Genomic DNA, 26,021 nt, shown 5'->3' with positions numbered 1-26,021 from the left:
ATTGCTGTCCCCCGCTGGAGGGTGTGGCCGCAGGCCGGGGGAGGACATTTTTTGTGAAAAAGATAGATTGAGTAACAAAAGTATTGAGGCTTAAAACGGAGGTCCTTGAGTGATTCTGACGGAGGAAGAATTGTATCGACAGGCCGGGTTCGAGAGTTGGATATTTTTAAACACTTCACTTCGATACAATCCAGGCCACTTCGGTACGATCCTCCCTTTAGTCGGATCACTCAGTGGACAAACCTGGATCACTCAGTGACCGACTTCGTTACAACACCTCCTTTGATTGATGCCACTCAGTGACCGATGTATCCTTAATGAACCAAAGAGCTCCGCGTTCTCTGTGCTTTACCTCTGTGAGCTCTGTGAGAAACGTCATGGTCCGGTACAACAGCGGAAATTGGAATATGAAGAATTGAAGAGTCATTAAGTATTGCTTAACCCTCTAAAGAAAACCTTATCGCCTTAAACCTGTGCTGAACTCGTTTTAGTATGTTAAAAATCGTAGTTGCAAGTCTCTTTAATCAAAAGTCACGTCAAAGCTTTTGATCTCTCCATCGCGTTTCACTTTGACTTCAACTGTTTGGCCGGGTTCGAACTTGCCGAGTGCTTCCATGTAGGTCATCATGTCGGTGATTTCGAGATCGCCCATCTGAACAACCACATCGCCTTTTTGAATTCCGGCATTTGCCGCTGGTCTGCCATCGCTGGTGCCGTCAATGCGCATTCCTTCACCGTCAAATAAATAATCGGGAACCACACCTAGTGTTACTTTGAAAGCAGGGGTGTCGCTGGCGCTTTGATCTTTTGTTTTAGTAAACTCTAGTTTGCCATCGTCTTCTAAGTTTTCGATAACAGTCTCCATGAATTCGACTACACTGAGAATTCCTTCGTAGTTGATCTTATCGAAATCGTCAGTCGGCTTGTGGTAGTCTTCGTGCTGTCCAGTGAAAAAGTGGAGCACAGGAAGTCCTTCGTTGTAGAAAGAAGTGTGGTCGGAAGGGCCAACTCCAGATTCGGTTGTTACAATTTTAATGCTGTCCACAGAAATGGAGTCGAGCATCGGCATCCAGGCCGGTGAAGTGCCAACTCCGTTGATCGCCACGGTGCGGTCTTCTTTTAGTCGCCCTACCATGTCCATGTTGAGCATGTAGTTGATCTCTTCGAGTGGAATAGTCGGGTTCTTGGTGAAGTAGTTCGATCCCCAGAGACCGTTTTCCTCTCCGCTAAAAGCGATGAAAAGTACGTTGTTGTTGAGTTCTTTTTGTTTGAGTCGCTCTGCGAGTAGAAGCAATGCAGCCACGCCACTGGCATTGTCGTCTGCTCCGTTGTGGATGGCAGAGTCACCAGTGAAAAGTGAACCAGCACCGCCATAACCGAGGTGGTCGTAATGTGCTCCGATCACAATCGTTTTTTCGGCATTCTTGTCGAGGTAGCCAATCACGTTTCTTCCGGTAACGGGCTTCACTGTGCCCATTCCCAAAGTGGTGCTGTCACCGCGATCCATTTTGTGAGGAACGGCTTTGGGGTTTTTGGTGAAATCCTGAAAGTAGCTACTGTCACCCTTTGCTTGCAACCCCAGGTTTGCCATTCTGCCACCGATGTAATCAGCTGCCATTTTCTCGCCTTCTGTTCCAGTTTGGCGACCTTCCAGTGAGTCAGATGCTAAAAGCTCGATGTCTTGCTGAAGTTGCGCTTTCGGATCTTTAGAATTTTGTTCCGAAGATCTGTTTGTACCACAGGCTACAAGGGCCAGAGAGAGAAGTAGAGCGAAGTATTTCATTTCAAAATTTATTTGATTGCGACAAAACTACAAACTAATGACAAAGCAATATCTAGAGCTTTTTATTTTCGCAAAGTCAAAAATCAAAATAAGAAATGAAAAAAGCGATTTATCTACTCGTAGCCGGTGCTGCTCTTTGGGCGGGATGCAATGGTTCCCAATCTTCTGATGATAACACAGCTTCTCAAGAGACTGAAGCAAATGAAGTAAAAGAGGAAGAACAAGATTCCATCCCATACATTTTCCCAGAGGAACAGAAATATTTCAAAAGCTTGAGAAAGCTCACCGCTGGTGGCGACAATGCTGAGGCTTACTACAGTTTCGATGACTCCAAATTTGTCTTTCAGGCGACAAACCCAGAGTGGGGTGCGGAGTGCGATCAGATTTTTGTGATGGACATCAGCGAAGGGGCGATCGACCAAGAACCAAAAATGGTAAGCACCGGTAAGGGAAGAACAACCTGCTCTTACTTTTTGCCTGGTGACACCACTGTGATTTACGCTTCTACACATCTTGAGCACGACAAATGTCCACCGGTGCCCGAGAGAAAAGAAGGCGGAGCTTACGTGTGGCCCATCTACGAGGAGTTCGACATTTTCACAGCTGACCTCGATGGAAATATTGTCAATCAATTGACAGACACACCGGGTTACGATGCAGAGGCTACCGTTTCTCCTCAAGGTGATAAAATCGTTTTCACGTCAATGCGTTCGGGCGACCTCGAACTTTACACCATGAACATTGATGGGTCTAACGTTCAGCAGGTAACCGATGAGCTGGGTTATGACGGAGGAGCTTTTTTCTCTCCCGATGGTACAAAACTGGTTTTTAGAACTTCTCGTCCTAAGACTGATGCAGAAATTAAGAAGTACAAAGACCTCCTCGATGAAGGACTTGTGGAGCCAACGAACATGGAAATTTATGTATGCAACGTGGATGGAAGCGATATGCAGCAGGTGACCGATCTTGGCCAGGCGAACTGGGCTCCATTCTTTCATCCTTCGGGCGAAAAGATTGTCTTCTCTTCGAACCACGAGTCGAAGCGAGGCTTTCCGTTTAATCTTTACATGATTAATGTAGATGGAACTGGTCTGGAGAAAATTTCACACAGCAAAACATTTGATGCTTTTCCTGTATTTTCGAATGATGGAAAGCACCTTGTGTTTTCTTCGAACAGAAACAACGGAGGAAACCGCTCAACGAACTTGTTTATTGCTGAATGGAAAGAAGGGAAGTAAAGAAAAAAAACGAAAAGGACGAGAGTCAAGATGGACGGAAGGAGGGAGACTCTAAGCTGAAAGCCTGGTTAAAGAAAATTGGAGTAGCTGGTTTTCTTTTCTTCCTGATTAAAGGAATTATTTGGCTGCTAGTTTTCTTTGGACTATTTGAGCTAGTGAGTTGTTAGGAAAAATTCGAAATAAAAAAAGGTCGTGAGTTGCTCACGACCTTTTTTGTTTGAATGCTTTTATGAAAGGCAACTAGCTGTTAGACTGTCCTTCTGGCGTCACCTGAGCCTTGATGGTCAGGATAGTTTGAACCGGGTCGGTGTTTCCGGTTACGGTTACCTTTTTCGTTTGGCTGTTCTTCTTTCCTTTAGAGTTAAAAACCACTTTGATCTCTCCTTTTTCTCCTGGAGCAATTGGGTTTTTAGGGCAATTAGGAACGGTACATCCACAAGACCCTTTACACTTCTCCAAAATCAATGGATTGTCTCCAGTGTTGGTGAAAGTGAAAACGTGCTCTGGGCTATCTCCTTCGTTGATCGTTCCAAAATCGTGATTGTACTCGTCAAACTTGATAGAAGTAACTGGCTGGTTTTGTGCCTGTTCTTTCTTCTGGTTTTCCAACAAGTCCATTTGTTGCTTGCCATCTTTAGCAGCTTTTTGTTCGGTTTGCATCTCGCGACTTTTCTTGGTGTCGTTTCCTTTGTCATTAGCTGACAACTGGTAAGCAAAAACTCCGAGTCCTACGGCTACTGCAGCTAGCAGTATGATTTTGATTCCGTTTTTCATTGTTTTAAAGTTGTTTTGAATTTCTGATGGTCAAAGTTAATAAAATCAATTTTCCAATTTCGAATACGCCAGGTCGAGCTTTTCGAAAGTTCCATCCTGAAGCGCTTCGATTGCTCTGTTGTAAGTGGCGTTTAGCTCGTTTATCACCTGATAAAAAGTGGAGTAGTCGTAGAGATTGCGAGCGATAAGGGCTTTTAGCCTTATTTCAATAACCTCTTCGGAATTCTCGAATCCGGCTTCGTCAAATTCCACTTCTTTGCTTTCTGCGTAAGCGATTAATTCTTTTTTCAGCTCCTCATCAACCTTGTAGTTTTTCACGAAATCTTCGGCCGATTTGAACTGATCAGCGAGCTCATTTCTGTTTTTGTCCATGTAGTTGAGCACGAAAGAATTTGTTAGGCCTCTTCGCACGAGTTGAGAGAAATACTCTGAAGTTCCGGAAGTGTCGAGGGGAACAAAAATGTCTGGAAAGATTCCACCTCCACCGTAAACCACTCTCTTCTTGATATTGGTTTGATAGCGCAGTGAGTCTGGAAAGTCAATACTGTCTGGATGCCACAGCTCTCCGTGTTCGATGCGTTCAAGCTTTTCTCTTCTGTAGGCTTCAATGCCTTCATCGTAAGGTTTCTGAATGCAGCGACCGCTTGGCGTGTAATATTTTTGAACGGTGAGACGAACTGCAGATCCATCTGGAAGGTTTACCGGACGTTGTACAAGTCCTTTTCCAAAGCTTCTGCGTCCCATAACCAGTCCGCGATCCCAGTCCTGAATGGCTCCGGAAACAATTTCGCTTGCCGAAGCTGATCCTTCGTCAATCAAAACAACGAGTTTCCCTTTTTCCCAAAGCCCTTCGCGTGTCGAAAACACTTCGTTCTTAGGAAAAGCTCTTCCCTGAGTGTAGACGATCATTTGATCTTCAGGCAAAAATTCATCGGCCATTTCAATTGCAGTATTCAACAATCCACCGCCATTTCCCTGAAGGTCGAGTATCAACTCTTGCATGCCTTGCTCTTTGAGATCCACTATGGCCTCTTGCAACTCCGACATGGTAGTTCTGGCGAACCGGTTCACTTTTACGTATCCGATTTCCGGAGTAGCCATGTAGGCCGCATCCACACTGTAGATTGGAATTTTATCGCGAATAATTTCGAAGTCGAGAATTCTCTTTACGCCACCTCTTTTTATGCCGACTTCCACTTTTGTGTCTTTCGGTCCTTTGAGCTTGTCCATCACATCGCGGTTGGTGATACCGATACCAGCAACGTTTTCTCCTTCGATCTCCACAATTTTATCTCCGGCCATAATTCCCACCTTCTCGGAAGGACCGCCAGAAATCGGAGCAACTACAAATATGGTGTCCTTAAGAATGTTGAACTGAACTCCGATTCCCTCGAAATTCCCATTGAGTGGTTCGTTTGCTGCTTTTAAGTCTTCTTTAGAAAAATAGGTCGAGTGCGGATCGAGATCCTCGAGCATGGAGCGGATTGCCTCTTCAACCAATTCATCACCGTTCACAGAATCAACGTACATGTGCTCGATGAAATAGAGAAGCGTCTGAAACTTCTTGGTTGTTTTGTCGGGGTCAAATTCCTGCTCCTGAGCGCTAACCGGGAAGATTAAACCCGCTGAAAGAACCAGGGTTAGGAGGATCGTTCTAATATTTACCTTCATCTTATTTATGGCTTTTATATAAATACGTTCTAAAGTTAATAATAAGGTGTTTGTGGTCTGTTAATTTGAGTTAAGCGGTAAAGATGGCCAAATCGACTGGCCTGACCGAAGTCGCAGGTGAATTCTTTTTGTAAGAATAAACTTACCAACGATTTGTTTCGAGCGAATCGAAACTCACCGAGGTGTCGTTCACTCGCTTGTAATCGTAAACACTTTTTGTACCGAATTTCCAGATTCATCAATTAAAGTGAGCTGATGTTCACCGGCAGTCGCAAATATCTCCATGTGGTGGATCTCATTTGTTTCCCCTAAAAACTCATTGTCGAGGTGCCAGTAGATGGTAGAGTTCTGCTGTCGGTGCGTAGCTTTTGCCACTAGCTTGCTTCTTTCAGATTGCAGCGTGATGGGCAGGTAGACGGTTTCACCGCCTTTGGGGTAGACCATGTCCATGATTTCTTTGCCCGCCTGATCTTCACATCCTTCCAACCACGGAGGAAGTAGTTTGTAGTCCTGATGGTTGCGTGCGTAGTACCATTCTGGAACAGGGGGCAGCAAAAACCACGGTTGGTGATTCATTTCAGAAACTGGGTAGCACTCGCTGGTTACTCTGTAATTTTCCTGCCGGTCGAGGTGCACGGTTTTGTGAAACGGACAGGCGGTGGTTTTCATTCCTGCTGTAGGAATCCAAAGTGTTTCTCCTGGAGGACAACTTTCTGATACCTTGTATCCGCTGCTTGCACAGACTTCTACTTGAGTCATTTCATCAAAAGGCTTTGAAAACCAGTCGGAGGCTGGCAGCTGTCCAAACAAGTCGAAAAGAACAGGGGCCGCAACTGTGACACCAGAAAGTCCCGGTCTGCCCTCGCCATCTGCATTTCCCACCCACACCGCAACCACATGATCTGGAGTCACTCCAACTGCCCACGCATCCCGGTGACCGAAGCTGGTACCTGTCTTCCAGGCTACTTTTCTACTCGAACCAAACGACTTCCAGTTGACCTGGTTTTCTGGGCGCGTGAGTTCCTGCATAGCCTCAAATGTCTGATAGATAGAAGCCGCACTAAAGATTCCCTGCTCTGAAAGTTTTTGATCGCTTTTTTCCTCAGGTTTTAAAAATGCCAGGCGCTGATAATCTCCGGAATCATAGCGGCCATTGTAGTCAGTGTAGTGGTTGAGGGTAGAAGCCAGGCCGCAGTAACTTTGTGCCAGGTCCCAAAGTGTGACTTCGGCACCTCCAAGAATCAGTGACAGGCCGTAGTGGTTCGCAGATTTGTCGACAGTTTGTAATCCAATTTTCTTTAGTCGGTAGTGAAATTTGTGGATTCCGTGTTCTCGAAGCATTCGCACACTCGGAATATTGAGCGACATGCTAAGAGCGCGATCGGCAGGAACAGCACCGCGAAACTTCTCATCGTAGTTTTTGGGAGCATAACCATCGAAATTGACAGGTGTGTCAAAAACCAGACTCTTCTGGAGCATCTCACCATCGGTCAGCATGGCAGCATACAGAAATGGTTTTAAAATGCTACCGCTACTTCGCGGACTGTTTGCAATGTCGACAAACGGACTGTGATCTTCTGAGCTGCTTGCGTTTCCAACGTAACTGAGCACTTCTCCGGTTTTCACATCTGCCACAATACAAGCTACATTGTGGATTCCGTTACTGCTCAGTTTCCGGACATGGTTCTCAAGAATGCTCTTCGACTTTTGTTGGAGCTCTTTTTTAAGAGTCGACTTAAAAGCCTGCCCACTGCCTTGCTCTTTTTCGCATCTTGTCATCAGGTGATGGGCAAGCTGGGGTAGAGGGTGCGGTTTGCTGGGCAGTGGCTCTATCTTTGCCAGCGCACAAGTCGTACTGTCTATATGGCCGGCACTTTTCAGCTCATCAAGAAGTCGGTTTCTTTTTCTCAAAAGCTCCGAATCGTTTTTCCCTGGAAAAATAAGCGAAGGAGCGTTTGGCAGAACTGCAAGCGTTGCGGTCTCAGCCCAGGAAAGCTGATAGGCCGATCTGTTGTAGTATCTCCAGGCGGCAGTTTCCAGTCCCACCACGTTTCCTCCAAACGGTGCATGGGAGGCATAGAGGTTTAAAATTTCATCTTTGGTAAATCGGCTTTCTAGCCTGACTGCTCTAAATACTTCCAGCAGCTTTTCGAAAATTGTCCTTTCGGGGTTGTTTCTGCTGAGACGTACGACCTGCATGGTAAGAGTGCTTCCCCCGCTCACAACCTTACCTTCAGAGATGTTTTGTTTCAGTGCCCGTGCGATTGAAGGAAGGTAAAAACCCGGATGACTTCTGAAGTTGCGATCCTCAAACTGGATGATACACTTTTCAAATTTTTCTGGAATGCTGTCGGAAAGCGGAAATCGCCATTGACCATCGGTGGCAATATGGGCAGAGAGGAGCTTGCCTTCCCGGTCTTCGATGGTTGTGCTGTAGGGTTTGTCGAAAAGATTTGATGGTAGGCAAAAGAAAAAGAAAACCGAAGCTATCAGAAAAACCGACAGCAAGAGCCATTTGAACATTTGAGTTGTTACTTTTCTTAAATCGGTTTTCATGAATTTTTTGATACTTGATCTCCAGCCTGTCGGCCCTATTAGCGATAGGGTAAACCCATTTATAAGTGTATAACGCACGCAAATAAAACTATTCTCAAAGTTGAGTAGAATTTTTTTGTCGAATGAATGACACGTCAGAAGATTCGTACAAGAGTTGTCGACACTTCCAATTGGCAAGTGCGCTTTTAAATTCTACTTTTGAGATCAAAATTTCGAAATAGAAACTCTCAAACCAGATTCATGCAAAAGATCTACTTTTCTCTCATTGCGATTGTTTTACCTCTGGCGATGTTAGCGCAAATGCCAAATCAGGCAGAGCGACCAACAAGCTTTCAATTAGAAGAATACTTAGTGCCCATTACAGATGTTGTGGAATTTCAGGAGCCGGATATGGAGGCCATTGCCGCAGAAGATGCGGCTGTAGAAGCCGAAAGTGGGCGTTACAACATTGCTCGTAAATTAGAGACTCAGGCCAACCTTCAAAACGTTGGTCAGTGGCAAATGCTCAACGATGGATCGCGTATTTGGAGAGCGGAGTTTTACGCTCCTGGAGCTGAAGCACTCAATATTTATTTCTCAAACTATTTCATCCCCGAAGGAGCTAAGCTTTTCGTTTACAATGCTGACAAGACATTCTGGGATGGTGCCTACACGAGCGCAGAGAACAATCAACACGGACTTTTCCTCAGTGAAATGGTTTACGGTGAGAGAATTGTTCTTGAGTACTACGAACCAGCAGGAGTAACCAGCCGACCTAAAATTGAGATAGACGGAATCGGTTATTTCTACAGAGGCGTTTACAACTACCTCGAAGAAAGTCGTGGTGGGTCAGATCCCTGTCAGGTGGATATAAACTGTCCTGAAGGTGACGAGTGGCAGGACGAAAAAAATGCAGTTGTTCGACTTTTAATCACACAGGGAAATCAGAGTTTCTTGTGTACTGGTGCTCTTGTAAACAACACGTCTCACGATTGCCGTCAACTTATGCTAACGGCAATGCACTGCACTGAAGGTCTTTCAGATACAGATTTTGGCGTGATGCAAGTGAAGTTCAACTTTGAAGTCTCTGGATGCAATGATGGCCTGGCTCCATCCAATAGAAATCGCACTGGAGTAATCAAACTGGCCGATAGCAACGATGGAGGAGGAGATAGCGGTTCCGATTTCGCTCTTTTTGAAATTGAAGATGAAATCACCGATGGCTGGAATCCGTACTTTGCCGGCTGGAGAAAAACAGCAGTAGGAAGTGGGGCAGGTGTCAGCATTCACCACCCATCAGGCGATACAAAGAAGATCTCTACTTACACAAATGGATTGGAAAGTGCCAGCTGGGGAGCTTTTGCATCTCACTGGCGAGTTTACTGGTCTTCAACAGAAACCAATCACGGAGTCACTGAAGGTGGGTCATCTGGCTCTCCAATTTTCGATGAAGAACACCTAATTATTGGAACATTGACAGGTGGAGCATCATATTGCAGCCAACCAAATGAACCCGATTACTACGGAAAAATGAGCTACCATTGGTCGAGCAATGGAACAGTTGATGAAGAGCAACTGGCTCCGTTCCTGGATCCAATAGATACGGGAGAATTGCAAGTGAACGGTAGCTACAGACCTTGCGACAATGCAACAAGTGTCAGTGAAGATGAGATACAATTTTCTGAAGTAAATATTTATCCAAACCCAGCCGATGAGCAGATTACGATTTCGGTCACCGAAGAAATTGAGAAGGTTGAAATCTTTGACGCCTTGGGTAAAAAAGTAAATACCTGGGGAGTGAGTGGAACACAGCAAGAAATCCCTGTAAGTCAGTACGAGCAGGGTGTTTACTACATTACCTTCTTTGCTGTGGACGGAAGTCAGTTGACTAAAAAGTTTGTAAAAAGGTAAGCTCGTTATACAAATGATTTTGGAGAAGCGATGTCATTCATTTGGCATCGCTTTTTCTATTGACGGTAGAAATTGAAATTTTAGAAAAATCTATCTTAGTATCGTTAGATTGAAAAATCTTTAAAGAATCACCCAACAGTGAGCATGAAAAATTACCCCGTATTTATCAGAGCGACAGTGATACTGCTGTTTTTTGTTCTGTTTTTTTATTCACTCTGGCAACTCAAGTTTATTCTACCGATCCTCATGCTTTCGGTTTTGTTTGCTTACCTGATTTTTCCCATAGCCGCCTGGCTCGAAAATAGAGGATTGCCGAGGGCTGCAGCAGTTCTCACTGCAGACCTCATTCTAGTGGCCTTCGTTGCAGGTTGTGTTTATTTATTGTCTGCACAAATCAGCGGTTTTGTAGAAGAAACTACCAACATCGAAGAGAAAGTGAAAGGCAATATCGACAAGGTTCGAGATTTTATTGAGGTCGATCTAGGTATAAAATTAAATAATGGGAGCAACAGCGAGAATGACTCATTTTTGAAGTCTGTGCTGATGCAAGGAGGAAACTTCTTTAAAGATGCCGTAACATCTGTTGCGACCACTACAGGCAGGATTCTAATCATGCCGCTTTTCATTTTTCTTTTTCTCTACTACCGCGACAGACTCGGCAATTTTTTATTGATGATCACTCACAATGAGTCTGAGAAAAACGTGCGCCACATCGTCAATCAGATTTCCAAAGTCACCGTGAAATATGTGTCAGGACTTTTCATCGTGGTGGCGATTTTATCTGTACTGAACGTTCTTGGACTTTGGATCATTGGGATGGAAAATGCAATGCTGCTCGGTATCATTGCAGGCCTGTTCAATGTCATCCCATATTTTGGAACTTTCATCGGAGGAGCGGTGCCAGTGCTCTACGCCCTTCTCTTTGGAGATGACCCCTCTGTGGTAGTTTACGTCATCATTCTCACTTTCATCATTCAATTTATTGAGAACAACTTGCTGACGCCAAACATTACCGGAGGTCAGGTGCAAATAAACCCGCTCGTTACAATTATTTCAATTCTCAGTGGTGCTGCCTTGTGGGGAATCCCGGGAATGGTTCTGGCCGTCCCAGTCATAGGAATGCTCAAAATTGTTTTTGACAACATTGAGTCGCTAAAACCTTACGGCTACCTCATGGGAAAAGGAAAGATCTAGATTCTCAGAACTGAAGTACGAGTTTCAGGTTGACCCTTCGACCTGTCAGAAAGTTTGGTACAGAATACTGAAGTCCGTTTACGTCTTCAATCCACGTGTAGTTGATGGTGTTGTTGATGCCTAGCAAATTGAAAACTTCTAACGAAATCCATCCTTGTTCAAAGGTTGAAGTGAACCAATTGTTGTTTTTGTTCTTCTCCGTGATGAGGTCGCGAGAGAAACCAACATCAACCCTTCTGTAAGGTGGAGTGCGTTCGGTGTCGTTGTAACGATCAAAAGTAGGAGGTCCAAAAGGAAGTCCCGTTGCGAAGTAGAGTAGGAGTTGAACCTTGTACTCTGGCCACCTGGGCATTTCATCCTGAAAGAACATACTGAAACTGAAAGTCTGATCAGTTGGCCTTGGCACAAAACCGGGGTAAAAAGTTGTAGAGTCCACAGCGGTTGGGTCTTGAGTAACTCCAGGAATGATTTGCTCACCAGCTTCGTTGTAATACTCCGTGTAAGAGTCGTCTAACAAGTCTTCCTGAGTTGTCAAAAAAGAAGCTCGAAGCCATGACTGAACTCCTCTTACAAATTCACCGTTGAGCATTACGTCAAGTCCAGTTGCATAACCTCGGCTGTTGTTAGTTGCGAAATAGCGCAGCCTAACGTTTTCCACTTCGTATGGAATGAGATAGTTGAGGTCCTTGTAGTACAATTCGGCTTTCAACTTAAAGGGACGGTTCCAGGCAGAAAAAATGTAATCGGCTCCCACCACAGCGTGAATGGCTTGCTGAGCTTTGATGTCTTCGTTAATACTTCCGTCAAGACCTCTCATTTCGCGATAGAAGGGAGGCTGCCAGTAATAACCACCTGCAGCTGTAAAAACAATGTCCTTGGAGATCGTTGAGTCATTTCCCAAACTGTCTGTGATGGTCCTCGACCATTTTGGCTTGTAGGAAAAATTGGCTCGTGGCCCGCCAACGAACTGATTATTAAAATCCCAGTAGTGTCCTCGCACACCCAGGTTGGCGGTGAACTCTGCACCTTCGTCATTTTCCCAGGAGTAAGAATCCTGAAGGTAGGCTGTGAGTCTACTTGAGCTTGTTGTGTTCTCGGCTTTCACCAGATTCTGAACAGGAATTTCCTGACTCATCGAGTTTCCGGTGAAATCTGGCGGGTGAGGTGAAGCGAATCCTGCTGAATCAATAAGATCCCATTCACTGATTCGGTCGTTGATCAACTCATGCTGGTAGCGAGCTCCCCACTGGACGAAGTGGTCGGTCTGCTCAATCTCCCACGATCCCTTGTGTGTGAAATTCAGCACACGTGCGTCTAGCGAGTTTCGTGCGTGGTTTATGAAAGATCCAATGCCTCGGTTGCGCAGCACTTCTCCGAATTCGTCTGAACCGAGGTCCCTCTCCAGTTCATCAAGACGGTAAGATCCGATGATGTCAAATGTTTCAGATTCGTAGGTCTGAAAGGCCGAACCGATAAATCGCAGCATTGTAAATTCGTTCGGCTGATAATTTGCCGAAATTGCTCCAAAGAAGGTCTCAAACTCTGTGACTTCCTGGCCTTCGAAATCGACCTGAAAGCGGAGGGCTTCATTAATTGTCCCAAGATTTGTTTCTCTGGAGCTAGGCACAAAGTTGTATTGATTTCTGGAGTAATTCCCGAGAAAGTTAATATCGAGTATGGGCGAAACCTCGTAGGTGAGATAGGTTTGTAGGTCCGTGTAATTAGGGTCGTAATCACCCTGTGTGTCAAGGCTGTTGAGCAGGTACGAGTTACTTTTATAACGAAAACCGGTATTGTGTGTAAATCGTTTGTTTTTGCTAACCCCTTCCACATGAGCCGATCCACCGAGCAGTCCGGCACTCACCGTTCCACCAAACTCTTTTGGTTTTCGATACTGAATATCAAGCACCGATGACATTCGGTCTCCATACTTGGCTTCGAATCCACCTGCGGAAAACTCTATATTTTCTACCATGTCGGGGTTTGGAAAGCTGAGACCTTCTTGTTGTCCGGCTCTAACCAAAAATGGACGGTAGACCTGAATGTCATTTACATAAACCAGGTTTTCATCAAAACTTCCTCCACGTACGCTGTAGGCAGAGCTAAGCTCGCTGGCCGTGTTGGCAATTGTTGTCCTCAGAAGTGCTTCGATTCCACCACCAGGCGTAGGTAACTTGTTGTAGATTTTTGGATCGATGGTTTGCATCGGTTTTTCACGGTCGTTTCGCCCTACCACATCTGCCACACCTACATCAATTGCATAGTTTATAGAGACATCGATTTCGAGCTCCTGACCACTTTTGAGATTGACTTCGCGGGTGACTTTTCTTCCCGTATAGGAATAAACTACGGTGTAATTGTAATTGGCTGCCAGGGTAAGTTCATATCGGCCATCCTCATCTGTGTAGGTTCCTGTCGATGGCCTTGATTTGATGTAGACACTAGCTCCAACAATCGGATCGTCATTGCCGTCAGTCACCACCCCGGTGAGGGTACCGGTCGCTTGAGAAAAAACTCCGAGAGCAGCCAATAGCAAAGTGAGAGTTAAAAGAAGCTTCTGCGCCATAAAGCCGTCAAAAGTATAATTAATTGAGAGATCGAGCTAATAAACAGTTCACCCCGAAATTTATTGCTCTATGCACCCGCACAAAGCCACGGCAAGAATACTAATTTGACACTAAAAAAGCCGCTTCGATTTTCTCGAAACGGCTTTTTGAAATTTATTTGAAAGTGCAATTATCTGTTGCGCTTAACAATTCTCTTTACAGTACTTTTTTCACCATCATTTAGTTTGATGAGATAAATCCCCTCAGCATACTCACTGATGTCGAACTTAAAGTTACTGCGATCCACCTCTGTGAGGTCGATAAACTCAATGACTTTACCTGTAAGGTCAACAACCTTGAGAGTCGCATTTTTGCTATCCCCGGTCATGCTGATGTTCACTTCTCCAGTGGTAGGATTTGGATAAAGACTGAAATTTGTCTCTTCATTTTCTTCAATTCCAACGGTATTGTCAACAACATAAAGTTTTGTCTTGCTGCAGTCATTTTCATCAGTTACAGTCACATTGTACTGTCCTGGTGCCAGACCTGTGAGGTCTTCAGTTTGTTCACCATTGTCCCAGGAGAAAGAATATCCCGGAACTCCACCAATTACTGAAATGTCAATGGCTCCGTTGGACATGCCGCCCTGAGCGTCAGTTACTGTTCCATCAATCAACACTTCTTCTGGCTCTTCAATTGTGAATTCGACAGTAGTGCGGCAGTTAGCAGCATCAACTACAGAAACAGAATAATCACCATTTTCGAGTGCTTCGGGGTTATGTCCTTCCCAATCAACAGTGTACTCTGGAGTTCCGCCTGTGATTTCCAGTTCGGCTGATCCGTCAGGCATTCCAAAGCAAGTTGCTGGGTTTGTTGATATTTCCGCTGATGGACTTTCCGGATTTTCAATTGAAAAATCACGAATCACATAGCATCCATTAGCATCTTCGAGTCTAACCTGGTAGTCTCCAGCTGGCAACGCTTGTGGATCGTTTCCTTCCCAGTCTAGCTCAAATGGCTCGGCAGCCAGGGCGATATCGAGCTCAGCCACACCGTCAGACAAATTGCAAGATGCCATAGAAGTATTCACTTCAAACTGTGGTCTTGGGTGAACTGTTACCGTGAAACCTTCTTCACGAATATTCTCAAATCCATCGGTGAATTTGAAAACCACTTCAGTTTCTCCTAGTGGGAACACTGAACCTGTTGCCGGTCCGCTTTTTTGTTCTACAGTTACGCCAGAACAATCTACTGCTACTGGCATATCAAATGCTACGATAGTACCTTCACAAGCTTCAATGTCTTCGGGCATAGAAACTACTTCTGGCGCAGCCATATCCTGCACGATTACTTCCTGAACCTGCTGAGAACGATTTCCGGCAGCATCTTCATAGTTCCAAATTACTTCATAATTACCTTGCTCTTCAAAAGTGAGGTTACTTTCGGTAGTAGCCTGAATTTCTCCTCCGCAATTGTCCAAAGCGATTGGCATTTCTTCAATTGTGAATCCGCAATCTGATTGAATTGCAGGAAGCTCTTCCTGTGCCGGGACAGGAGCTTTTGTGTCTATGATCATGACTTGCTGTTGAGCGGTAGCAGTGTTGCCCGCTGCGTCTGTCACAGTCCAGGTCACGATGTTTTCTCCGCGAGAGAAAAACTGTGGTGCGTCATTTTCAACCGATTCAATTGTGCAGTTGTCAGAAACTGACGGCTCACCGAGTTCTTGAACTTCGGCTCCACACATTTCAGACGAAGTACTGCGTTCAATGTTTTGCGGTGCAAATATTTGAGGTGCCACCTGATCTTCTACAATCACGAGCTGCTCAGCTTTCGTTTGGTTGCCTTCGTTGTCCTCCACAGTCCAGGTTACAATCGTTTCCCCCAAAGGAAAAACTGAAGGAGCATCATTAGTGATACTCGCAATAGTGCAATTGTCAGTTGCGTTTGGCGGTGCGAGAACCTTGTCAGATGCAGAACACGCATCATTGTCAGAAGAGAAAATCTTCACTTCAGGCTGTTCTACCTGGGGATGGATGTTGTCAACCACCTTAATGCCTTGTACTGCAGTGGTTTCGTTACCTGCTTCATCCACGGCAGTCCACGTTACTTCTGTGCCACCGACAGGAAATTCTGCTGGGGCATCATTAAATACATTGACTACGCCAACGTTATCTGATGTTACTGGTATACCTAAATCGTCAATCACTATTGAGCACTGACCTTCGCCAAGCTCAATTTGTATGTCAGCAGGTGGGGTGATTTCTGGGGGCTCTTCGTCAGTAACCACCGGTGTCGCATTCGATTCGTAAGAATTCTTCAGTCCGGTAGCACCGGCTGAAAGAATCGATCCTGTAGTGAAGATAGCACAAATAAATGCGCATTTCCAAAGTGTAATTCTTGTATTCATTTAATTAGGTTTTCTGTTGTTAATCAAGTTTTTAGAAAGGTTTAATTGACCATGAGAGATGGCCAGGGTTTACAAACTCATACTGAATTGACCCTTATAGAGTTTCGGAATTGCACTTGTTTTTTTGATAATTCGGTTTCCTGTGAAAGGATTAGATTAGCGAAAAACGGAACGAAATGAAATCATTGATTCAAACTCCAACCCCTGGTTTAAAAGATAGTCTGGACTTTTACAGACAGTTGGATTTCCAAATCTTATCAGAGTCAAACCCAACTATTGTTTCAGATGGAAAAGCTGTCATTGAGATAAACCCAGACCGCACCGCAAGGGCGGGAGTCAAGCTCTTTGCTTATGACTGGCAACGGGAACTTGCTGAGTTGCGAAGAGACTTTCCAATTCATGCCTTGGACAATGGGTTTCTCGTTGGTGATCCGAGTGGTGTTTGGGTTTATCTAATACGAGGTTCGGGTGTAGAAGTCGAGCTTAAAGAAAAGTCTTTTGCCGTCACTGGAAGTTTTGCCGGACTGAGCATTGAAACAATTGATATCGCAAGGTCACAGGAGCTATGGCAAATTTTGGGTTTCGAACCAACTGCCGGAGATGCTGATAAAGGCTGGGTTAGTCTGTCGAACGGAGAACTGACAATCAGCCTGATGGCTCCTCTGGCATGTCCTCACCTCTTCTTTAATCCTTCGCTCACTTACTTTAATGGCAATCAAAATTTGCAGGTGATTGATCAAATCCGAAAACGTAAAATTGACATTGCAGAAGAAATCACGGTGTTCAATGAAGAAGGGAAAGTCGACAATATCATCATTCAAGATCCCGGTGGTTTGGGTGCATTTTTATTTAATGATTGAATTGAATGGAGAGTAACACTTTGCGAAACTTAGGACATGATTAAATAATTGTTAGAGACTTTTTCATCCGAAAGAAAGAAGTAGTTTTGCACGCTCAAATTTGAACCTCGCTTTCCGTCAAAGGAGAGCATTTTATTTCCTTTCAGATTCTCATGAAGAAGTATCTAAACCTTTTCGACTTCCAACAAAAAGTTAATTATAAAACTGAAGTTCTTTCTGGACTAACTGTAGCTCTTGCTCTTGTTCCTGAGGCTGTAGCCTTCGCCATGATTGCTGGACTTTCTCCGCTCACTGGACTTTACGCTGCATTTGTGATGGGACTTGTGACTTCCATCCTTGGTGGACGGCCAGGGATGATCTCTGGAGCTACTGGTGCTGTTGCAGTTGTAATTGCAGCATTGGCAGTTTCTCATGGGCCGGAGTATGTCTTTGCAACCGCTGTTTTGGCCGGTTTGCTGCAAATGGCAGCAGGCTTTTTCAAGCTTGGAAAGTTCATGCGTCTTGTCCCGCATCCTGTGATCTTCGGATTTGTAAACGGTTTGGCAATCATCATTTTTATGTCGCAGCTTGGGCAGTTTCAAAATGACGAAGGTGAATGGCTTACAGGAAACACGCTTTATATTTTTCTGGGGCTTGTTTTGATTACCATGCTGATCATTTGGTTGCTACCGAAATTGACCAGAGCTTTTCCAGCCTCTCTTGCTGCCATTCTTACAGTTTTTGCAATCGTCCTAATTTTCGGAATCGACACCAAAACAGTAGGTGATGAGGCTTCTATCGCAGGCGGCTTTCCACCGTTTCACATTCCATCAGTCCCATTAACTCTAGAAACGCTGATGATCATTTTTCCATATGCGGTAATCTTTGCAGGTGTGGGACTGATTGAGAGCTTGCTAACGCTCAACATCATCGATGAAATTACTGAAACACGAGGACGAGGAAACAAAGAATGTGTGGCTCAGGGGTCGGCAAATATTCTCTCTGGACTTTTCAGCGGAATGGGCGGCTGTGCTATGCTCGGTCAAAGTTTGATTAATATTTCTTCTGGCGCCAGGGCTCGACTTTCGGGAATTTTTGCTGCGGTAATGCTCTTAATCTTCATCATGTTTGGAGCACCGCTAATCGAAAAGCTTCCCATGGCTGCACTGACGGGTGTGATGATCATGGTGGCCGTTGGTACATTTGAGTGGGCAAGCTTGAAAACATTTAACAAAATGCCGAAGTCTGATATCATCGTGATGGTGCTGGTAACAGTTGTCACTGCTGTGCTTCACAACCTGGCTCTAGCTGTGCTCATCGGAGTGATCATCGCAGCGTTGGTCTTTGCATGGGACAACGCCAAGCGTATTCGTGCCAGAAAAAGTATTGATGAGAATGGCTACAAGCACTACGAAATTTACGGCCCGCTTTTCTTTGGTTCGGTCGGAGTGTTCAACGACAAGTTTGATGTGATGAACGACCCGGAACACGTGGTGATCGACTTTAATGAGAGCAGGGTAGTGGATATGTCGGCCATAGAAGCTCTCAATAAAATAACTGAGCGCTACGCCAAAGTGGGCAAGAAAGTACACCTGCGCCACCTCAGCGAAGACTGTCAAAAGCTACTCAATGATGCTTCTGCAATCATTGAAGTGAATTATTTCGAAGATCCACACTACAAAGTTGCGGTGGATGAATTTTCAGGTTAAAACTATTTCCCGGGTTTCGAGATAGTCACCCATTTTCCGCTCGTGCGCGAGTAGATAGTGTTGTCGTACATCGCTGCACAATCTACAGCTGGCAAGTAATATCTTCCCAAATAGGTGGCGTTGAGCAAAATGGTAAACGTTTTACTTCGTCCTCTGCGTAGGTTGAAATAAGTGTAAACCCGATCGTCTCGTACATCCTGATAATCGTAGTGATCTGACTCATACACGTCACCTGCAGCCTCGTCCATCCTGGTGTTGATAATTTCCCATCCGCTTGGGAAAATCTGCGTGAGTGCCATCTCTCGGTAGTACCTTCTCTGATTGGGATGGCGAACGGTCACTTTCGCCATAAAGTCGGTTCCCTGTGTGAGGTTTGAGACATCGATTTCATCACCATCAAGTGTGAAATATTTCACTTCCATGAATAGATTTTCTTCTTTGGCTTTTTCCTGTCCGGCTATCGGTTGGCCTTCACTGATCAAGCGAACAAAGAGGAGGTTTTCAGAACTATTGGTTACGCTTAGTTGGTTGCCATTTTTGGAAAGATCACTGACAGAAATTTCAGTCTGACTGAGAGGCATTTGCGAAACCTTGTTGGTTTCACCTCCGCTGTTGATTGAATAACTGTACTTTACCTGTCCTTTGATTCCATCTTTGGCAAACCTCGAAATTGCCAAAAGACTGTACGCGGTGGTTTGGGTTGAGTACCAGCGATCATCACTTAGGTTTTCTGCCAACTCTTTCACAATTTCGGAAGCATCGTCCATTCTGTCCATCAAAATGAGGGTTTCTGCTATCATTGCCTGATCGCGCCAGTTGCTTCCAAAAGTTTCTGAGAGTTCATTGTAGGGCTCAACATTTTTGGTGAGATTATCAACTAGTCTTGAGGCAACTTGCGATTGCCCCGCAAGCTGATAAGCAGCGGCTAGTCTCCATGAGGCGGCTACAGATAGGCTACTTCTTTCCCTGAGCCTGTTCATGGCTCCCATTTCTGGAGCTCCTGCCAGCGCCAGGGTGAAAAGTCGATAGGCCTGAGCGAGTTCGTCATTTCGCTCATATCGACTTCCCGAAGGCCAACTTCTTGCTTGGTTTGATTGGTAGCTGATCCATCGAGATTTGAGACTTGACGAAAGTGTAAAGCCGGCTTTTTCAGCTTCTAGCAAAAAGTGACCAGCATAGGTTGTTCCCCAGTCGCTGACATAATCAGATCCCGGCCAGTAGCTGAACCCTCCTGAGGAGAGCTGAAAACGAGAAATTCTTCGAATGGCTGATGACACATTACGCTCAATTCTACTGTTGTCAGATTCGCTCAATTCTGTGATGTGCTTGAGATAAAGCTGTGGGAAAGCACCAGAGGTTGTTTGTTCAATACATCCGTGTGGATAGCGAATCAGATAATTGATTCTTCGTTCAAGATCCATAGCCGGGAAAGATGAAACCTCTAGCGTCACAGAGTTGGTACCTGTCATTCCCAGTAGGTCGAAATTAGTACTCCAGTTTTGTGCTTTTGTTAGCACGGTTCCAGCGGTTTCGGTTACCATCGGGTTGGGGTTGCGAACGTTCATTTCAACGTTGAAACTCGCAGATTCTCCAGAGCCATTCACAGTGGTTTTTACTTTTCCCACTCCGAGTCGTTCCCGCACTTTGAGTTCAAAGTTGACGGTTTTGTCGCCTGTAGTTTCGAACTGAACTTGTTTTGAGGAAGGTCCTACAATCTCGAAAAACTCGTTAGGAGCAATATCCACATTGGCTGTTTTTATGTTGTCTTCCATTGCGAAAACTGTCACGGGCATGATTACGGTTTCACCCGGTCCTGCTACACGAGGAAGAGTTGAGAGCACCATCAGTGGTTGTTTCACTTTCAGCGATTGATCCGCATGACCGTAAGCCTTGCCCTCGCTGGCAATCACCATCACGCGAACCGCTCCCACATAGTTAGGCATTGTGAACTCGATTTTGTCGGTTTCACCGGCAGCCAATTGTTGTGGCTCACTAAAAAGAACAACAGGCTTAAATCGATTGGCTTGTTTGGAGCCTTTCTCTAAAGGACCACCGCCACCACCGAGACTGAGTAACTTGTCCATTTGCGCCCCGTAAGCGCCAATTACCTGATCATACAAATCCCATGTAGTTACACCTAGTGCTTCTCTGGCATAGAAATGACTCCAGGGATCTGGAGTTTCAAAGTTTGTGAGATCGAGTAATCCCTGATCGACAATGGCTACTGTGTAGTTCATTTTACGGCCTGTTTTTTCTGAGACTTCAACGGTGAAAGTCTCCTCAGGACGAACACTCTTTGGTGCTTTAATTTTTGGATAAAGGTGTGTTTCAGGATATTCCACCATGATGGGCATCACACCGTAAAGCCTGATCGGAAGGTCATTTGCCGTTTGTCGGTGTGGCTGAACGAGTGTAACGTTCACATAAACGTTTGGCGCCATTTCTTCCGTTACTTCAAAAGTATAACTAGTTTCATTTTCTTCCGCTTTCACCCAATTGGCGTCAATCACTCGATCGCCAGATTCTATGGTAACCAAAGCGCGCCCAACACCGCTTGATGGAAAAGTGACTGTGCAATTTTCACCAACTGTGTAATCGTCTTTGTTTGTTGAAAAGATGAGCATCGTGGCACCTTCAGAGTTGTTACCGCGACTCGAGTAACGCCAGCCAGACCAGTCTGTATAAAAAATCTCTCCTGTTTTGTGTCCACTCACTGGGTCTTCAACACGAATGAGGTATCTGCCCCAGCCATCGTTTTCGATTTCAAAGTCAAAGGTGCCCTTACCATCAGTGCCTGTTGAGGTTTGACCTTCGATGACAGGAGTCACGCTCTCGTCACTGACAAACCTGGAAAGATTGTTTTCCCTGCCCTGCCACCACCAGCGCCATTCAACCTTGTAGATTTTTATGTTGAGCAGACTTCTTTTCACCGGCTTACCGTCACTGTCAACCGTGGCAATCTGAACTGTTTGCTTTTTGTTTGTCTCCAATCTTCCATAACGTCCGCCTTCGGGCATTTTTATCCCGGCAAATGAAATGAAAGGAGCGTAAGGAATATTCATTCTGTTTACGCTGAAATCGCCACCATTTTCAAAAGCTTTAGTAGAAAAGTTGGCATTCAACATCCCCGGTGCGCGACTGCCAGCTGGCACTTCGATAGCGAAAGTGGCTTTTCCATTTTGATCTGTTTTTCCTTCAAAAACTGTTGTTTGTTCTGGCTCGTAGTCGCGCACAGGATCGTCAAAATTGTAGTTTTTGAAGTCCTCAAAGTAGGTATTGGCCGGCTTCAGCGTCATGTCTACTTTAGCTTTTAAATTTCGGGCAGTTGCTCCCGTGAGCCATTCTACTTTTAGGTCGGCCTTTACCTCTTTGGTTCCGGCAGATATTTTGTCGCCAGGCACTTTTAGATCAATTTTTAATCGGTTAGGCTTCACCGTTTCTATTCTCAAAAATCTGGAAAAAGTGTTTCCTCCAACTTTCACTCGAGCGGTCCAATTACCCGTTGGGTCGTCCTGACCGGTTTTAGTGGTGAAATTGTAAATATTCCCTACTGATTCTCTTCTGACGATCCTTTCGGTAAGTTGACCTCGGGGATTGATCAGTTCAAAAGTTACCGGGTGATTTTTTGGAAGCGTGTTTTTTTCATCCTGAAGCATGAAGTTTAGGAAGAGAGTATCACCGGGGCGCCAAACGCCTCTTTCACCGTATAGAAATCCTTTTAATCCATCGTTTACGCTTTCTCCAGAAACATCAAAGGTGGAAACCGAAAGAGCATTTGAGTTTAGCTTTAAATAACCTTTTTGCCCTTTGTGTGAGGCGATAGCCAAAAATGGCTTTCTGTCGAGAAGGTCGATTTCGATAAGCCCTTCGCTGTTGGTTGTGTATTTAGAAATTAGCTGCTGCTGAAAGTCAATGAGATCGACTTTGACTCCCGAAAGTGGCTCGGTAGATTTCAAATCAGAAAGGGCGATCATCATGGATTTGTCGTTGCCCAACTTAGCGATCATGCCGATGTCTGAAGCGAGAATGTTTTGGTCTTTTCCTCTTCGACTGCGGTAGTAAGCTTCGTGGCAAGGGTCGTTTCTTTTGGAATAGTCGTAGCCATAGTAGTGGTAATTTGAATAATCGTTGTAATCCCAATAGGTGTACTCACCGTTTTGGTTTTCCCAATCGCTGGTAGGTTCTTCTGCCAGTTGGTTGTTTTCATCTTCGGGACAGTCGCAGATTGCCTGACTTTTGTCAAAGTCAATTTCAATGCGATAAATGGCTCCCGGTTCGGTTTTGATCAAATCTTCGAGATCGAGATTAAATCTGTTCCATTTGCTCAGGTTGAGCTCTTTTTCAGGATCCAGTGCAATTCGTTTTTTGCGAATGACTCTTCCCACACGAGTCATGTGGTAGTTACCATCGAGTTCATTGGATTGCAAAAACTGAGGTACGTTTTTCTCATAAATTTGAACTACCGTCACGTTAATTGCGCTCAGGCTAACTGCTTCGAAAGGAAGGCTGAGCCCATCAGTAGATGGAAGAATGGTTCTGTTCTGGTCAACCAGTTTCACTTCAGGATTATGTGAGAAGAAAACAACTTCAGCCGTCACATCTTTCCCGAGTTTGTAGCCCATAATGTTTTCTATTCCCTGGCTCACGAACACAGTTTTTTCACCGCTGGCGACATCATCAAACATGAGTTTCACGATATTGTCTTCGACCACGATCTGAGGGTTTGCAACGCCCGATAGGGTGACCAAACCACTGAGATCCTGCTCGGGGTCGAGTGGGTCAGAAAATTGAAGGGTAACTTCATTAGAACCAGCAGCTCCAGTGTTCGCTTCCATAAGAGAAAAATCACCAAGTGCCGGAATCACACGCTCTACTTCTCCTGCTTCTTCGCTATCAACAGGTTGCCCATCGTATGACAGCACTACACGACTTGTCACTTCTTTTCTGCTAATGCTATCAACACGAAAGCCATGCGTTTTCATATCGCTGCTTCCAGTCCATGAAACATTTAGGTTGCGACCTTCTTGTGACGCTGTGAGTGTGTTTTGAACATCTTCATGATTTGCCGCATCGCGTGTGTGGATGTTTCCTGTAAGATAATACCATTCGAGATCGGTGTTTTGGTAGGGTTTGAGCTGTCCTTGAGCAAGAGACAGATGCTGTTGCATAGTTTCTATCCGGTAAACAAACTCACTCATATCAGCTGGCACGTCCATCACTTTTCCAAGATGAAAATTGACATCGTATATCGTGCTCGTTGGCAGCATCTGCGAAGGAGTGAACAGGAGAGTGTAGTTGTTTTCGAATGTCCACACGCCATCAATTTCAGGATCGAAATCTGCAAGATCGGAGTTGAGAACACTGTTTCGCTGAGTAGAATCTTCGATGGCTCTTGTGAGCTGAATTCGGATCGGCTCTGTCCTTGAGATCACCCCAGAGGTGAAGGCGGCAATGTATTCGCTGTACTTTGGGTCGATTGGTGGTGGAGGAGTGTCTTCTTTATCGGAGCAAGAAACAACTGAAAACAGAATAAGGCACAGGGCCACGGAGTAGGAAACAACTTTTTTCATAATGCGATTTTGGCAGGGGTAAATATAATGGAGTTGACCTCCATATGTTAAAATCAACTTTGCTTTGTCAACTTTATTCTGGAAAAGTAGAAATCAGTTTTCACAAAAAAACAAAAGCCGTCCAATTCGGACAGCTTTTGTTTTGATCGGCCTTATTTCGTTTTAATCTGTGCAATTCGTTCCCATCAAACTCAGCATAATGAGTAAGTCTGATGTTTCCACAGTGTCGTCTCCATTGAGGTCGCACTCGCAGTTTTCCTGACAATCGTAATGCGATAAGAAAATTAGAAGGTCGGCTGTGTTGATGTATCCGCTGTTGTTGAAGTCTGCCAGACAAGTCGGGACTTCACCCGGTCCAACTTCGCCATCGCAGTTGTTGTCGATGCCTTCGTTTGTTCCCGGAGCTCCCGGATAAACATCTGGATTCGTATCGTCACAATCTGTGTTATCCTCCACGTAGCCTTCCTCACCGCACGAAGTAATGGATTGATCAGGATTTCCAAATCCATCGCCATCAGAGTCGAGGTAGAGAGTCGTTCCAAAAACACATTCGCCATCGTCTAGAGTTGCTGAAGGATCGAAGTTGCAGGCAGTTTCATCAGTACAGCCGTAGCACGAGTAGTCGCAGGAACCATCGTCAACTGTAGCTTCCGCATTGTAGTTGCAAGCGGTGTTATCCATACAACCCGGGATTACTTCACCATTGCAATCGCAGTTGTCTTCAAGAGTGTCATTGGCAGTTGTGGGATCCCCATCATCGCAAGAGTCACCAGGGAAGAGGCAAGAGCCATCATCTACCGTAGCCTCAGGGTTGTAATTGCATGCGATAGGAATTACACATCCGAGAATTACTTCGCCAGAGCAATTGCAGTTTTCATCGAACATGTCATTACCTGTTTCGGGATCGCCATCATCGCAGCTATCGTTAGGGTAGAGGCAGGTACCATCATCCACCGTGGCTCCTGGGTCGTAGTTGCAGGCGTTGGCATCTGTACAGCCGGGTACAGTTTGTCCTTCACATACGCAGGACGAATTGAACTCGTCATTGACAGTAGCTGGATCACCGTCATCACACGAGTCTCCAATCAGGATACACGATCCATCGTCAACTGTTGCGTTCGGATCGTAGTTGCAAGCAGCTTCATTCATACAGCCTGGAACTGTTTCACCTTCACACTCGCAGTTTGCGTTGATTTCGTCTCCGACTGTTGTAGGGTCACCATCATCGCAGGAGTCACCAATGAGGATACACGATCCATCATCTACAGTGGCATTCGGATCGTAGTTGCAAGCAGCTTCATTCGTACAACCTGGAATTGTTTCTCCCTGGCACTCGCAGTTTGCGTTGATTTCGTCTCCAACTGTTGTAGGATCACCATCATCGCAGGAGTCACCAATAAGGATACAAGATCCATCGTCAACTGTTGCGTTCGGATCGTAGTTGCAGGCAGCTTCATTCGTACAGCCTGGAATGGTTTCGCCTTCGCACTCGCAGTTTGCGTTGATTTCGTCTCCAACCGTTGTAGGATCACCATCATCACACGAGTCTCCAATCAGGGTACACGATCCATCGTCAACTGTTACGTTCGGATCGTAGTTGCAAGCAGCTTCATTCATACAGCCAGGAATGGTTTCGCCTTCGCACTCGCAGTTTGCGTTGATTTCGTCTCCAACTGTTGTAGGATCACCATCATCGCAGGAGTCACCAATAAGGATACAAGATCCATCATCTACAGTGGCATTCGGGTCGTAGTTGCAAGCAGCTTCATTCATACAGCCAGGAATTGTTTCTCCCTGGCACTCGCAGTTTGAGTTGATTTCGTCTCCAACCGTTGTAGGATCAC

General features: G+C 45.2%; 13 protein-coding genes. 5 read left to right on the top strand and 8 right to left on the bottom strand.

The annotated features are described in order from the left end of the window. Window positions 1-520: 520 nt before the first annotated feature. Window positions 521-1,783, bottom strand: a complete 1,263-nt coding sequence (locus ABHV44_RS11050) for a M20/M25/M40 family metallo-hydrolase (RefSeq protein WP_459074752.1) — start codon at window positions 1,781-1,783, stop codon at window positions 521-523. A gap of 95 nt (window positions 1,784-1,878) precedes the next feature. On the opposite strand from ABHV44_RS11050, the gene ABHV44_RS11045 reads away from it, so the two are divergent. Then, window positions 1,879-3,021, top strand: coding sequence for a hypothetical protein (locus ABHV44_RS11045; RefSeq protein WP_459074751.1), 1,143 nt, complete (start codon window positions 1,879-1,881; stop codon window positions 3,019-3,021). A 240-nt stretch (window positions 3,022-3,261) separates the two neighbouring features. On the opposite strand, the gene ABHV44_RS11040 is transcribed toward ABHV44_RS11045, so the two are convergent. From ABHV44_RS11040 to pbpC, 3 genes are all read right to left on the bottom strand, one after another. After that, a complete protein-coding gene (locus ABHV44_RS11040) occupies window positions 3,262-3,795 on the bottom strand; it encodes a DUF1573 domain-containing protein (protein WP_459074750.1) in 534 nt (177 codons plus the stop codon). Between the two features lie 45 nt (window positions 3,796-3,840). Then, complete coding sequence (locus tag ABHV44_RS11035) at window positions 3,841-5,466, bottom strand: S41 family peptidase (RefSeq protein WP_459074749.1); 1,626 nt, start codon at window positions 5,464-5,466, stop codon at window positions 3,841-3,843. A 189-nt stretch (window positions 5,467-5,655) separates the two neighbouring features. Then, window positions 5,656-8,022: a penicillin-binding protein 1C gene (gene pbpC / locus ABHV44_RS11030; protein WP_459074748.1), complete on the bottom strand. Its 2,367-nt coding sequence runs from the start codon at window positions 8,020-8,022 to the stop codon at window positions 5,656-5,658. Between the two features lie 240 nt (window positions 8,023-8,262). Here pbpC and ABHV44_RS11025 point away from each other — a divergent pair, with 240 nt between their 5' ends. Both ABHV44_RS11025 and ABHV44_RS11020 read left to right on the top strand, forming a co-directional pair. Beyond that, window positions 8,263-9,912, top strand: coding sequence for a T9SS type A sorting domain-containing protein (locus ABHV44_RS11025; protein WP_459074747.1), 1,650 nt, complete (start codon window positions 8,263-8,265; stop codon window positions 9,910-9,912). Window positions 9,913-10,056: 144 nt separating this feature from the next. Continuing rightward, a complete protein-coding gene (locus ABHV44_RS11020) occupies window positions 10,057-11,106 on the top strand; it encodes an AI-2E family transporter (RefSeq protein WP_459074746.1) in 1,050 nt (349 codons plus the stop codon). A 4-nt stretch (window positions 11,107-11,110) separates the two neighbouring features. Here ABHV44_RS11020 and ABHV44_RS11015 read toward each other — a convergent pair whose 3' ends face one another. After that, window positions 11,111-13,672 carry a TonB-dependent receptor gene (locus tag ABHV44_RS11015; RefSeq protein WP_459074745.1) on the bottom strand — a complete coding sequence of 854 codons (2,562 nt, stop codon included), beginning with the start codon at window positions 13,670-13,672 and terminating at the stop codon, window positions 11,111-11,113. 170 nt (window positions 13,673-13,842) lie between these two features. Continuing rightward, entirely contained in the window at window positions 13,843-16,059 is a 2,217-nt protein-coding gene (locus ABHV44_RS11010; protein WP_459074744.1) for an HYR domain-containing protein, read from the bottom strand. 176 nt (window positions 16,060-16,235) lie between these two features. On the opposite strand from ABHV44_RS11010, the gene ABHV44_RS11005 reads away from it, so the two are divergent. Both ABHV44_RS11005 and ABHV44_RS11000 read left to right on the top strand, forming a co-directional pair. Then, window positions 16,236-16,919 (top strand): hypothetical protein, encoded by a 684-nt coding sequence (locus ABHV44_RS11005; RefSeq protein ID WP_459074743.1) that lies wholly within the window; start codon window positions 16,236-16,238, stop codon window positions 16,917-16,919. Between the two features lie 152 nt (window positions 16,920-17,071). Further along, window positions 17,072-18,607: a SulP family inorganic anion transporter gene (locus ABHV44_RS11000; RefSeq protein WP_459074742.1), complete on the top strand. Its 1,536-nt coding sequence runs from the start codon at window positions 17,072-17,074 to the stop codon at window positions 18,605-18,607. Window positions 18,608-18,609: 2 nt separating this feature from the next. Here ABHV44_RS11000 and ABHV44_RS10995 read toward each other — a convergent pair whose 3' ends face one another. After that, complete coding sequence (locus ABHV44_RS10995) at window positions 18,610-24,177, bottom strand: alpha-2-macroglobulin family protein (RefSeq protein WP_459074741.1); 5,568 nt, start codon at window positions 24,175-24,177, stop codon at window positions 18,610-18,612. A 162-nt stretch (window positions 24,178-24,339) separates the two neighbouring features. Beyond that, window positions 24,340-26,021: putative metal-binding motif-containing protein (locus tag ABHV44_RS10990; protein WP_459074740.1), on the bottom strand; the 1,682-nt coding region annotated here is incomplete at its 5' end.

The organism is Halocola ammonii, assembly GCF_049334165.1.
Taxonomy (GTDB): domain Bacteria; phylum Bacteroidota; class Bacteroidia; order Flavobacteriales_D; family Sanyastnellaceae; genus JBEGHD01.
This window is presented reverse-complemented; position numbering and strand designations above follow the sequence as displayed.